The sequence below is a fragment of the Amycolatopsis sp. lyj-23 genome (assembly GCF_046549135.1).
Lineage (GTDB): Bacteria > Actinomycetota > Actinomycetes > Mycobacteriales > Pseudonocardiaceae > Amycolatopsis.
The window spans coordinates 147,720-160,326 of record NZ_JAJPWN010000014.1; the positions used below are offsets into that span (position 1 = coordinate 147,720).

The 12,607-nt window shown below is 74.0% G+C and carries 10 protein-coding genes; 3 read left to right on the forward strand and 7 right to left on the reverse strand.

The annotated features are described in order from the left end of the window. Window positions 1–558: 558 nt before the first annotated feature. Window positions 559–1,806, reverse strand: a complete 1,248-nt coding sequence (locus tag ACLJPY_RS32590; RefSeq protein ID WP_410594356.1) for an MFS transporter — start codon at window positions 1,804–1,806, stop codon at window positions 559–561. Window positions 1,807–1,867: 61 nt separating this feature from the next. Beyond that, on the reverse strand, window positions 1,868–2,488 hold the full coding sequence (locus tag ACLJPY_RS32595; protein ID WP_410594358.1) for a thioesterase II family protein: 621 nt from the start codon (window positions 2,486–2,488) through the stop codon (window positions 1,868–1,870). Window positions 2,489–2,674: 186 nt separating this feature from the next. Here ACLJPY_RS32595 and ACLJPY_RS32600 point away from each other — a divergent pair, with 186 nt between their 5' ends. Beyond that, on the forward strand, window positions 2,675–5,746 hold the full coding sequence (locus ACLJPY_RS32600) for a BTAD domain-containing putative transcriptional regulator (protein WP_410594360.1): 3,072 nt from the start codon (window positions 2,675–2,677) through the stop codon (window positions 5,744–5,746). A 397-nt stretch (window positions 5,747–6,143) separates the two neighbouring features. Next, window positions 6,144–6,914 (forward strand): GntR family transcriptional regulator, encoded by a 771-nt coding sequence (locus ACLJPY_RS32605; RefSeq protein ID WP_410594362.1) that lies wholly within the window; start codon window positions 6,144–6,146, stop codon window positions 6,912–6,914. Here the strand turns inward: ACLJPY_RS32605 and ACLJPY_RS32610 are convergent. The 4 genes from ACLJPY_RS32610 to ACLJPY_RS32625 are packed head-to-tail and all read right to left on the reverse strand — an operon-like array spanning window position 6,883 to window position 10,725. Then, entirely contained in the window at window positions 6,883–8,217 is a 1,335-nt protein-coding gene (locus ACLJPY_RS32610) for a hypothetical protein (protein WP_410594364.1), read from the reverse strand. The genes ACLJPY_RS32605 and ACLJPY_RS32610 overlap by 32 nt on opposite strands. Beyond that, window positions 8,214–8,603 carry a PTS sugar transporter subunit IIA gene (locus ACLJPY_RS32615; RefSeq protein WP_410594366.1) on the reverse strand — a complete coding sequence of 130 codons (390 nt, stop codon included), beginning with the start codon at window positions 8,601–8,603 and terminating at the stop codon, window positions 8,214–8,216. The genes ACLJPY_RS32610 and ACLJPY_RS32615 overlap by 4 nt, the downstream gene beginning before the upstream one ends. Window positions 8,604–8,612: 9 nt before the next feature. Then, the gene (locus ACLJPY_RS32620; protein WP_410594368.1) at window positions 8,613–10,229 is read right to left on the reverse strand and encodes a PTS system mannose/fructose/sorbose family transporter subunit IID; all 1,617 of its coding nucleotides are present in this window, start codon (window positions 10,227–10,229) and stop codon (window positions 8,613–8,615) included. Window positions 10,230–10,248: 19 nt separating this feature from the next. Further along, window positions 10,249–10,725, reverse strand: coding sequence for a PTS system mannose/fructose/N-acetylgalactosamine-transporter subunit IIB (locus tag ACLJPY_RS32625; protein WP_410594370.1), 477 nt, complete (start codon window positions 10,723–10,725; stop codon window positions 10,249–10,251). Window positions 10,726–11,063: 338 nt separating this feature from the next. Here ACLJPY_RS32625 and ACLJPY_RS32630 point away from each other — a divergent pair, with 338 nt between their 5' ends. Next, the gene (locus ACLJPY_RS32630; RefSeq protein WP_410594372.1) at window positions 11,064–12,008 is read left to right on the forward strand and encodes an MBL fold metallo-hydrolase; all 945 of its coding nucleotides are present in this window, start codon (window positions 11,064–11,066) and stop codon (window positions 12,006–12,008) included. A 66-nt stretch (window positions 12,009–12,074) separates the two neighbouring features. Here the strand turns inward: ACLJPY_RS32630 and ACLJPY_RS32635 are convergent, their stop codons facing one another. Next, window positions 12,075–12,572, reverse strand: coding sequence for a MarR family winged helix-turn-helix transcriptional regulator (locus tag ACLJPY_RS32635; RefSeq protein WP_410594374.1), 498 nt, complete (start codon window positions 12,570–12,572; stop codon window positions 12,075–12,077). Window positions 12,573–12,607: the final 35 nt, after the last annotated feature.

Genomic DNA, 12,607 nt, shown 5'->3' on the forward strand with positions numbered 1-12,607 from the left:
AAATATGTCACGACATGTTCACGCGAAAGAGTGACAAGAGGGTCAACGGGTTACCCACTCACAGGGTCGCCACGGTCGACGGAAAGAAACCTACGTCAGCCGCCGGGGTTTCGTGATCTTGCCACCCCAGGTAGTGACCGCTGTGACACCTTCGTGACCCTCACCTTGCGGCCTCGGTACGACGGCGGCCCACTCCGGCGAGAAAGTCCACTCGGTCGCGAACATCCCGTTTGTTTCCACCCGTCCGGCCGTAAAATCGATTTCCGCCCCGTAATAAGCGCCGGAAGACGAGACGCCCGGAATTGATCAATAAATACGCGTCGGACGATTCGAATTCGAGAATCCCGGTGCCGGGAACCGCCATTCACGGCCGCCCACCCGCAGGTCCATCCGGCCGTACGCATGAGCGGCCGATCGGCTCATCACGGCAAACCAGCCGCGCGACAACGAAAGCCGGGTGGCGACAACCGGAGCCGGTCCGCCTCGGAGAACGATTCCTCGCGGCGCTCCGGCGGCACCCCGCGTGCATTCGCCGAAATCGACGACGGCCGCGGAGAATCAGCTCGCGGCGGTCTCCGCCGGGGTCCGGAACCGTCGCAGGCCGGGCGTGGCCGCGCCGATCGCCGCGACCGCCGCCACGCTCAGCAGGCCCCCGCTGACCAGCGCGAACGCGCCGGACGTCACTCCGGCGACGAGGCCGCCGCGCAGGTTGCCGACATCGGGGCCCGCCTGGCCGACGATCTGCTCGGCGGCGGCCACCCGGCCGAGCAGGGCGTCGGGGGTCGCCAGCTGGACCAGCGCACTGCGCGAGACGACCGAAACCGTGTCGGCCGCGCCGGCGACGACCAGGCAGGCCAAGCCGAGCCACGCGTCCGGCGCCAGGCCGAACGCCGTCAACGCGGCACCCCAGCCGGCCGAGCCCGCGAGCATCACCCGGCCCGGCCGCGACCGCCGGGTGAACGTCCCGGAGAAGACCGACGCCACGACCCCGCCGACCGCGACGGCCGAGAGGAACAGCCCGAGCGTGCGCGGGTCGCCGCCGAAGCGCGCGGCGTTGATCAGCGGGAACAGGCTGAGCGGCATGGCCAGCACCGTGGCGGCCAGGTCGGTGAGCAGCGCACCGCGGACGACGGGGGTCCGGACGAGGAAGGCGAGCCCGTCGAGCACGCCGGACAGCCCCGGCCGGGACGGTTCGCCGCCTTCGGGCCGCATCGCCGGAAGGCCGAAGAGGCCGTAGAACGCCAGGCAGAAGGTGAGGGCGTCGACGACGTAGCAGCCGCCGGCACCGAACCGCCCGAGGACGAGCCCGCCCAGCGCCGGGCCGAGCAGCATCGCGCCCTGGAAGGCGATCCGGTTCAGCGCGAGCCCGGCGGGCAACTGCGCCGGCGGCAGCAGCCGCGGGACGAAGGTGCGTGCGGCGGGCCCGCCGCACGCGACGAACCCGGACTGGACGGCCACCAGGCCCAGCACCGCGGCCACCGGCACGGCACCGAGAAACCCTTGGACGGCGAGCAGAACCGAGCAGACGGCCTGGCCGGTCGTGGCGACGAGGGCGACCTTCCGCCGGTCGGCGCGGTCGACGAGCGAACCGGCGAACAACCCGAACACGACGATGGGAAGCGCCTGCGCGAGCCCGACGGCCCCGGTCCACACGGTGCTGCGGGTCTGTTCCCAGACCTGGAACATCACGGCGACGAGCGTCATCTGGCTGCCGAAGCCGGAGAAGACCCGGCCGAGCCACAGCCGCCGGAACGGCCGCGAGGTGCGCAGCGGGGCGAGGTCGACGAAGGCGTGGGTCAGGGGCATGGCCGGCTCACGCCGGAATTATAACAGCGCTTATGGATATCCGGCCTGTGGTCGGCGGCGGTTATGCCCCGGCCGGCTTCGGGGCACGCACCTGCCCCGCCAGTGCGGTGATCAGGTGCGCCGACCGCAGCACGGCGTCCCGCAGCAGGGCGGCGTTGTCCCGCGCCCGCGCCGGCGTCAGCACGAACCCGGCGCTCGTGTGCTCGCCCCAGCCGGTCATCACGTGCGGCTCGCCGAACCCGCGGATCGGGCACGGCAGCGGCGGCGCCACCGGCAAGTGTGCGTCGCTGCCGAGCAGGCTGACGTCGGCGCGGTCCGCCTGCTCCGGCACCGCCCGCGCGGCCCGGTCCGGCGGCGCCTGGTGCGCCACGACGAGTGCCCGCGAGACCCCCAGTCCCGCGGCCACCCGCCGCTGGGCCAGCCGGTAGGCGACCAGGGCGCCGAGCCCCGCGCCGAACAGCACGTGCGGGCTCTCGAGCACCCCGGCCAGTTCCGCGGCCAAGGCCTCGACGAGCAGCCACATGTCCCGGTACGGGTGTTCGTCCCGGCGCTCGCCCCGGCCGGGCAGCTCCACGACCTGCACGGCGATCCGCGGATCGCGCCAGGCCCGGTAGCGCCCGGCGGCTTCCCCGGCGTCCGGGAAGCAGACGAACAACAGACGCTCGACGTCGTCTCGGTCCACCCGTGGCCTCCCCTTCGACCTGCCCGCCGTTGCCGATCCGGCCGAAAGCAGGCGGAAACGGACCGGAGTCGACCGCTCACCGGCACCTTGTTCCGCCGTGACTGCCGGTCGGATCGGCAACCACCGGCACAGTAGAATTGATCACGGCACTTCCGTTTCGCTTCGGTCCGCCTTCGGGGGCAATACGTGCGCTACCGCCTGCTCGGACCGGTGACGATCCTCGGCGACCGGGGCCTGGTCCGGCCCGGTGGCCAGAAGCAGACCTCCGTGCTCGCCGCGTTGCTGCTGAACCCCAACCGCGTGGTCACCGAAGACCGGCTCATCGACCTGACCTGGGGCGAGAACGCGCCGCCGAGCGTGCGCGGGCGGCTGCAGGTGCACGTCTCGGAACTGCGGAAGCTGCTCGGCCGGGACGCGATCGTGCGGCGGGCGCCCGGCTACCTCATCGAAGTCGCACCGGGCGATCGCGACCTCGACGTCTTCGACGAGGAGGTCGCCAAGGCCAGGGCCACCTCCGGGGCGGACGCCGTCGCGCACCTGCGGGCCGCGCTGGCGCTGTGGGAGGGCACCCCGCTCGGCGGCGTCAGCGAGGCGCTGGCGGAGTACGAGGGGCCGGCGCTGGCCGAACGCCGGCTCGTCGCGCTGGAGGAGCTGTACGAGCAGGAACTCGCCGCCGGACGGCACGGCGAGGTGGCCGGGGAACTGCGGCGGCTCGTCGACGAGCACCCGTTCCGCGAGCGCCTGCGGGCCGCGCTGATGCTCGCGCTGCACCGCTGCGGCCGCACCCCCGAAGCCCTGGAAACGTACGCGCGAGTGCACGACCTGCTGGTCGACGAGCTCGGCATCGAGCCGGGCCAGGCCCTGCAGGACCTGCGGCTGCGGATCCTGCGCGGCGAAGGGGAACCGGCCCCGCCCGCGGCCACCCCGAAGCCCGCCGAGCTGCCGCTGGACGTCCGCGGATTCGCCGGCCGGGCACCCGAGCTGGCCGCGCTCGACGAGCCCGGGGACGTCTGGGTGATCACCGGCACCGCCGGCGTCGGCAAGACCGCGCTGGCCGTGCACTGGGCCCACACCGCGCGGGCGCGCTACCCGGACGGGCAGCTGTACGTGAACCTGCGCGGCTTCGACGCCGAAGACGAGCCGCTCACCCCCGCCGCCGCGCTCGCGCAGCTGCTGCGCACCCTCGGCGTCGACCTGCGGGACGTGCCGCCGGGCCTGGACGACCAGAGCAAGCTCTACCGCTCGCTGCTGGCCGACCGGCAGGCCCTGGTGGTGCTGGACAACGCCCGCGACACCGCGCAGGTGCTGCCGCTGCTGCCGTCGTCGGGCCGGGTGCTGGTGACCAGCCGGCACCGGCTCGACGAGCTCGTCGCCCGCGTCGGCGCGCGGTCGCTGGTCCTGGCGCAGCTGCGCGAGGAGGACTCCCGGGCGCTGCTGACCGCCCTGCTCGGCGACCGGACCGCCGCCGAGCCGGAAGCGGCCGCCGAGCTGGCCCGGCTCTGCGGCCACCACCCGCTGGCGCTGCGGATCGCCGCAGCGAACACCGGTGTCGCCAGCATCGGCGAGCTGGTCGACGAGCTGCGCGGCGACCCGCTGGCCCACCTCGGCTTCGACGGCGAGAGTGCCGTCGCCAAGGCGTTTTCGGTGTCGTACCAGGCGCTGCCGCCCGGGCTGCGGCAGGCGTTCCGGCTGCTCGCGCTGGTGCCGGGGGCCGACTTCACCGCGGTCGACGCGGCGGCGCTGCTCGACGTCCCGGCCGGGGAGGCGACCCGGCGGCTGCGCGGGCTGACCGCGGCGAACCTCCTCGAGGCGCACGCACCCCGCCGCTACCGGTTCCACGACCTCGCCCGCCGCTACGCCGAGCAGTGCGTCCGCGCCGAGGAGGACGAGCCCGCGCGCGAACAGGCGTGGGAGCGGCTGTTCACCGGCTACTGCGCGGCGGCGGACGCGGCGGTCGCGCTGCTGGGCGCGCGGATCGTCGCCCTGCCCCGCGAGGACGCACCTTCGGCGCCGAGCCCGGTCGTCTTCGCCGACGCCGCCTCGGCCGTGGCCTGGCTGGACGTCGAGGTGCCGAACCTGTCGGCGGCGCTGCGCCAGGCCGCGGCACGCGGGCCGTACCCCGGCGCCTGGTACCTCGCCGACGCGTTGCGGCGGTTCTTCCACGACCACGGCCGTCGCGCGGAGTGGCTCGAGCTGGCCCCGATCGTGCTGCGCGCGGCGCAGGACCGCGGCGCCCGGCCCGCGGAGGCCCTGGTCCAGCTGTCCATCGGCGGCGCGTACTTCCGCGAAGGGCAGCACGAAGCGGGCATCCGGCACTCGGAGAAGGCGGTGCTGGCCAGCCGGGCGTGCGGCTGGCGGCAGTGCGAGGCGACGGCGGTGGCGAACCTCGGGGCGATGCTCGAGTGGACGGGACGGCTGTCGGAGGCCGTCGAGCACAGCCGGCGCGCGATCCAGCTGTTCCGCGAGCTGGGCAACCGGTCGGGCGAGGCACTGGCGCTGAACTCGCTGAGCTGCCACTACCGGCAGCTGGGCCGGCTGGAGCAGGCGGAGGACTGCCTGGTCGAGGCGATCGCGCTGGCCCGCAAGGAGGACCTGGCGTTCTGGGAGGCGGCCAACCTCGCCGACCTCGGCTCGATCCTGCTCGCCGCGGGCCGGCTGGCGGAGTCCGGCGAGGTCCTCGACCAGGCGTTGCGGGTGTTCCGCGAGCTCGGCTCCAGCTTCGGCGAGGCAACGGCGCTGAACGTGGTGAGCGCCCTGCAGATCGCCCGCGGCGACGCGGCCACGGCGGCGGCCACGGCGGAGGCGGCCCTGGCGGCCGTCCGCCGCGACGGCGACCGCCAGGTGGAGGCGGCGGCCCTGATCGCGCTGGGCCGCGCGGAGGAAGCCCGCGGCGACCTCGGCGCGGCGGAGCGCGTCCTGCGCGAGGCCCGGTCGCTGACGGCGGAATCGGGCCTGCGCGGCCAGCTGGCGGAAGCGGCGGCCACGCTGGCCCGGGTCCTGGCCGCGGACGGCCGCGCGGCCGAGGCGGGCGAACCCGCCCGCACGGCACTGGACGCGGCCCGGGCGGGCGGGTTCCGCGTGGTGGAGGCGGAGGCCCTGCTGGGACTGGCGGCGGTCCAGGCGGCGGCGGGCCGCTCGATGCTGGCGGAGGGAACGGCCCGGGAGTCGGAGGCGCTGTACGGCGCGGTGGGCCACGTGACGGGCCAGGCGGTGGCGGCGGAGTTCCTGGCCAGGTTGAGCAACCGCGCCACGGGCTGAGGTGTGGCGGGCTCGGGGTAGGGCCCGGTTTTCGGTGCCCGCGGTGCCGAAAGGCCAGCCGGGTGGCCGCGCTGAACGGGCAGCGGCGGGGAGTCGGGTGCCGCGGTTTTGGTGCTCGCGGTACCGAAAGGCCACGCCGCAGGCTGGACGGCGGCGACCTCGCGGCGCCGAAACGAGCGCCGAGCGGCCGAACGGCGGCGGCCTGCCGCCCGACAGGCTGAACGACCACTGCACCAGCCGCGCGCTCCCCCGCACCTCCCGGCCCGCCCACCAGCCGCGTCACCCCACCGCACCCCCCACCACCGCACCGGCCCCGGCGTCTCCCCCGCCATTCCCCGCGCCCGCAACGGACCCGCCGGGTGTTACCTCCTCAGCCGCCGCGGGACATACTGAAGCCATGCCCCGTCCGAAACACGTTCCCGCGAGCGATCTGCGCCTCCCGGACGCGCTGCAGCCGGGGCGGCCGAAGGGCGACCAGCTGCGGGAAATCCTGGAAAGCGTCGCCACCGAGGCCGGGCCCGGGCGGCTGATGCCGTCCGAACGGTTCCTCGCCGAGCACTTCGGCGTCGCGCGCGGCACCGTGCGGCAGGAGGTCAACCGGCTGGTCGCCGACGGTGTCCTGTACCGCCAGCACGGCACCGCCACCTTCACCGCCGAGCGGCAGGCGGCGCACATCGACATGCTGACCTCGTTCACCGAGGACATGCAGGCCCGCGGCGTCGTCCCGAAGACGAAGGTGCTGCACGCCGAGGTCGAGAGCGCCGGCCCGCGGATCGCCGGACGGCTGAACGTGCCGCCCGGTGCCCGGGTGTTCCGGCTCGAACGGCTCCGGTACGTCGAAGACGAGCCGTTCGCGGTGGAGCGCACCAACCTGTCCGTCGACCGGTTCCCGGACATCGAGCTGTTCGACTGGGAAACCCAGTCCCTGCACCGCACGATCGAGGAACGCTGGGGCGTGCGCCCGGAGTGGAACGACACCGCCATCTCCGCGGTCCTGCCGAACAGCCACGACGCCGCCCTGCTCGGCATCGAAGCCACCCAGCCGTGCCTGATCATCGAGGGCACGCTGCACGACCAGAACGGCGGCGTCATCGAAGCGGGCCGGTCCCTGTACCGGGCGGACCGCTACACGGTGTTCACGCAGGCTCGGCGCAGCGCGGCGTCCTGAGCCCGCCCTGGTGCGCCCGCAGCACCTTCAGGCAGTGCTCCACCAGCTCGTCCGCCGCCTCCGGGCCGAACAACGTCACGTACGACTCGTAGATCCCGTCGCGGTGGCCGGCCGCGTCCGGCAGGTAGCCCAGGTACCCGTCCGTGTAGCCGATGACCCGGGTGTGGCGGAACGGGCTGCCCTGCCGGATGCGCAGGCCCAGGGACGCGAACAGCTCGAACGGCGTGTGCAGCCACGCGATCTCGCCCAACGACACGACGCTGACCGGCACGTCCGCGCAGCCCGTCGGCCGCCCGGTCGCCGCCATCGTCGCCAGCATCGCGCAGCCCTCGTAGCGGGTCTGCGCGATCCGGACCGCCGGGTGGTCCTCGCCGTGGTGGGCCAGCTCGCGCTGCCACTCCGCCTCGGCCGTCTGCCGCAGCTGGAGGCTGTCCTCCAGCGACGGGATTTCCCGGTACGGCAGGTGCAGCGTCGAGCGCGTCAGCCGGACCGGACCGGCCGTCGCGGGCGGGGACGACACCGTCGCCAGCGTGCGCGCGATCGACGTCGCCAGGTGGCCGCCGAGCGTGCGGACCTCGGCGTGGTCGCGGCCGCGGCGGACGAACCGGGAGCTCGCGTCGCCCGCCGCGCCCTGGAGGAACGCCGCCACCGGCTGGCCGACCAGCGTGGCCAGCTCGCGGCGGGTCGCGCCCGGCCAGTCCGCCGACCACGCGAGGTTGTCGGGGCCCAGCACCGTGGGGTGGCTGGCGTAGTCGAACAGCAGCGCGGCCGGGGTGCCGTCGTCGCGGCGCAGCTCGAGCACGCCGAACGACGTGTCGTGCGGCCCGTCGGGCCGGTAGCGGTTGCCGCCGACGGCTTCGGTCGAACCCGCGTGCCAGCGGGCCCGGACGCGGCCGCGGCCGGCGCGCAGCCGCAGCGCGGCGCCGGTCACCTTCTCCGCCATGCCGCCGACGAGCCCGGCGTCGCGCCGCCCCGGCAGGCCGGGGTGCAGCTGGCCGGTCCAGCCCTCGGGGCCGGAGTGCGTGTGCGACGCGCAGACGAGCACCCGGTCCGGGTCGATGCCCACCGCCGCGGCGACCGCGTCGGCCAGGGTGCGGGTCAGGCCGGCGTCGACGGCGAGGGCGTCCAGCGCCACCCACACCACGCCGGGGTCGTCCTCGGTGGACAGCCAGATCAGCGACGCCTCGAGGTCGTCGTGCGTGCCGGTCGCGACGCCGTGCCGGGCCAGGTAGCCGCCGAGCGGGTGCCCGGGCCCCGGCGTGATCCGGACGTCCTGCGCGGCGAGCAGGAGCGCGGCGGTCACCAGGTCGATTCCAGGACGTCGACGACGCCGTCGCGGCCGGCGGCGCGGGCCACCCCGGCGAGCTCGGTGACGTCGTCGGTCGTGTGCAGCAGGACCTCCAGCAGCATCGGCAGGTTCAGCCCGGACACCAGCTGCAGGCGCGGGTGCCCGGCCGCGAGCGTGCGGACGGCGTTGAACGGCGAGCCGCCGTGCAGGTCGGCCAGCACCAGCACGCCCTCGGCGGCGCCGGCCAGCGCGAGCACGCGGGCGCCGAACTCCTCCGGGCTGTCGCGCGGGCTCAGCTCGCAGACCTTCAGCCGGGCCTGCGGGCCGAGGATCATCTCGGCGGCTTCCCCGACGCCGGAGGGCAGGCTGCCGTGGCCGGCGAGGATGATCGGAACGGACATGGCGGACTCCTAACTCTTCGCGGGGGCCGATGGCGCGAACCAGCCGAGCCACCCCAGGACGACCCCGGCGACGACGACGATGCCGATGACCCAGACCGGCCGCAGCCGGGCCTTGACCGTCAGCAGGTACACCCCGGCGGTGACGAGCACCGGGAGCAGGAACGGCAGCAGGTCGTCGAGCCGGTCCTGGATCGCCACCGACTGCGTCACCGGCTGCCCTTGGACCGTGGTGGTCTGCCGGTAGGTGAGCGTGGTGACGACCTTGACGATCGACGGGATGAACCCGCCGAGCACGACGAACCCGAGCACGGTCGCCCCCTGGGCGACGCGGGCGAGCGCCCCGGCGGCGAGGTGGCCGGCCAGCCGCTTGCCCTCGCGGTAGGCGAAGGAGAACTGCCAGCGCCGCACCAGCGCGTACGGCACGAGCACCATGACGGCGGCGAACGCCGGGCCGAGCCAGTTGCCCTGCAGCGCCCAGGATGCGCCCATGGTGAAGACGATGCTGTTGTAGAGCGCGAAGACGACGGTGTCGCCGATGCCGGCCATCGGCCCCATCAGCGCGACCTTCGTGCTCGCCGCCGACTTCGGCGTCCCGGCTTCCTCCAGCGCGACGCTGGAGCCGAGGATCAGCGGGCCGCCGACCAGCACCGAGGTGTTGAAGAACTGCAGGTGCCGCTGCAGGCCGGCGACGTAGTCGGCCTTCTCGGGGTAGAGCCGGCGCAGCACCGGCTCCATCGAGTACGCGAACCCGAGCGCCTGCATCCGCTCGTAGTTCCAGGAGATCTGGCTCGACCAGAAGTACCGGCGGAACACCCGCCGCAGGTCCTGCTTGGTCAGCCGCGGATCCGCGAGGGACTCGTCGGCGGCCGCGTCCGCGGCTTCGGGGACCACGAGCACCGGTTCGTCGCGCTTCAGCGTCACGAACAGCATCGCGACCGCGACGCCGATCAGCGCGATGCCCAGCACCGGCAGGTGCAGGTAGGCGAACCCGACGAACCCGATGAGCAGCAGGTACCAGTAGCGCGACAGCTCCATCATGCCGAGCAGCAGCGCGAAGCCGACCGCCGGCAGCAGCGAGCCGGCCAGCGTCATGCCGTGGACGAACCCGGCCGGGATGCTCGCGGTGATGTCCTTGACCAGCCCGCCGGACGCGGCGAGCGCGGCGAGGAACGTCGGGATCGCGCGCACGGCCACCCACGGGACCAGGCTCACCCAGTGGATCATCGCCAGGCCGCGCGCGTTGCCGTCGGCGGCGTAGCCGTCGGCGCGGTGCACCAGCCCGGTGGTCACCATCTTGCCGACCGGGTCCAGCGCCGAGAGCAGGATCGCCGCCGGCAGCCCGACGCCGATGCCGATCGCGGCCTGCGCGGCCGCGTCCCCGGCGGCGCCCGCGGCCAGCGCGGTGCCGACGATCGCGCCGGTCTGGTAGTCCGGGATCGTGGCGCCGCCGTAGGTGTAGACACCCAGGGCGGCCAGCTCCAGCGTGGCGCCGACCAGCAGGCCGAGCAGCGGGTGCCCGACGATCAGGCCGGCCACCGAGCCGGCGATCAGCGGGCGCTGGGCGTAGACGAGGAACGGGCCGAGCCCGTCGTAGGTGCAGTAGATCGCCCACAGGGTCAGGGCCAACGCGACGAGCATGCTGGAGCTAGAGCCCTTTCCGGTCGAGCAGCGGGACGAAATCGGCGGGCTTGTCGTGCGGCAGCAGCTGCGTGACCAGCGCGACGCCGGTGGCGGCGAGCTTGCGGTAGGCGTCGGCCTCGTCGGCGGTGACCGCGACCGAGCGGGTGACCATCGTGTACGCCGCGCCCGGCCGGGGCGCGACGTTGCCGACGTTGACGACCTCGGGCCGGAGCCCGCCCTCGACGAGGCGGAAGGCGTCGCCGGGGTCCTTGGCGATGATCATGACGCCCGCCCCGGCTTCGGCGGCCAGCGCGGCCTCGACCGACAGCACGTCCGTGGGCAGTCCGCGGGCGGCCTGCGGGAGCAGGGCCCGCTGGAGGTCGTCGGCGGCGACGTCGTCGTTGCAGACGACCAGCCGGCGCACGCCGAGGCGGCGGGTCCACGCGAGGGTGACCTGCCCGTGGATCAGCCGGTTGTCGATCCGGAGATGCGCCCCAGTCATGTCTCTCCTCCCGGCCGGCAGAAGTCATACTGGTTCGTACCAGTATCTGTGTCAACACGGCCGGTGGGCGGGCCTTCGCGCGGCCGACGGACGGACCCCTCAGACCTTCCGTCGGCCCACGAGCGCGAAGTCCCCCTGGATTTTTCTCCCGGACCCTCCCATAAAGGTATATACCAGTATGGACGGTCGTGATCGACTGTCAAGACCTTCCGGCGCAGAGAATCCGAAAAATCTTCGACCGGTCAGCCGACAGAAATGGGCGGGAACATTCCGCGGGAACGTCCGCAACCTGACCCGGCCGGCGTCGTTAACCGCATCGTCCGTCCAGGGGAGGAAACATGCCGGCCGTCAGATCGAACATCGTCCCGCTCCGGCACGCGCGGCCCGGCGTGGTGGCGTACGTGAAGAGCCCGGCCGAGTGGTTCGTCGCGAACAGCGGCTGGATCCAGGGCACCGACGGCGTCGCGCTGATCGACACCTGCGGCACCGAGCAGGCCACCCTGGAACTGCTGCGCGACGTCCGCAAGTACGCGGGCGGCCAGGAGCTGACGGTCGTGGTCACGCACGCGCACGGCGAGCACCACAACGGGGTCGGCGTCGCCCTGCGCGACGGCGGCACCGCACTGGCCGCCCCGGGCAGCCTCGACCTGGTCAAAGCCGGGCCGCAGACGTACGGCAACGTCTTCACCTACACGCGCTGGGGCGTGCTGGAGCCGCCCGAACCGGAGTCGGTCCGCCCGGTGCCGGGCTGGCAGGAGCTGGACCTGGGCGGCGCGACGGCGGACGTGGTGGCGGTGCCGGGCGTCGCGCACACGGCGGGCGACCTGGTGGTGCACGAGCGGCGGTCGGGCACGCTGTTCACCGGCGACCTGGTGTACATCGGCGACACCCCGATGGCCGTGCACGGCTCGATCCCGGGCTGGCTCGACGCGCTCGACTGGCTCCAGGACACCTTCCGCCCCCGCACCGTGGTCCCCGGCCACGGCCCGGTGGCGACGCCCGCGCACACGGCGTTCCACGCGATGCGCGTCTACCTGGAGTGGCTGCTGGCGGCCACGGTGCGCCAGTCCAACTTCGCGACGCTGGCGAAGCAGGCGTCCCTGCGGTGGCCGTCGTGGCGCAACCCGGAGCGGCACATCGGCAACCTGATGCGCGCGTACGCGGACCAGCACGGCCGCAAGCTCGACGTCGACCTGGCGATCGACGCGGTCCTGGCGGCCGCGGGCGGCCGCATCGACCTCGATTCCTTGCTGGGCAGCGAACCGGTCCGGCAGATCTCCTAGCCCGCCCCGCCTCAAGCGCCCCAAGGCGGCCTTTCGGTGCGTCGCACGCACCCAATGTGGCGTGCTTCAGGAACCGGCGCCGCCCAGGCTTTCCAGGAGCGTCCGCAGCGTCGCGGCCAGCTCCGCCCGCTCCCCCGCGTCCAGCGCGGCCAGGATCCGGTGTTCGGTCTCGACGTGCTCGGGCAGCGCCCGGTCGACCAGCTCCCCGCCGGCCTCGGTCAGCCGCACCCGCACGCCGCGGCCGTCCGACTCGTCCGGCGTGCGCTCGACCAGGCCGCGCGCCTCCATCTTGTCCAGCCGCTGGGTGATCGCCCCCGACGTCACCATGGCCGAGCGCATCAGCTCCGTCGGCGTCAGCCGGTACGGCGGCCCGCTGCGGCGCAAGGTCGCCAGGACGTCGAACGTCGCCCGGTCGAGCCCGTGGCGGGCGAAGGTGCGGCGCAGTTCCGCGTCGACCAGGGCGCTGAGCCGCGACAGCCGGCCGATCACCGCCATCGGGGACACGTCGAGGTCGGGGCGCTCGGCGTGCCACTGCGCCAGTACCCGGTCCACGTGGTCGGCCATCGTCCCAGCGTAGCCGCTGCCTTAGCGGTAAGTGA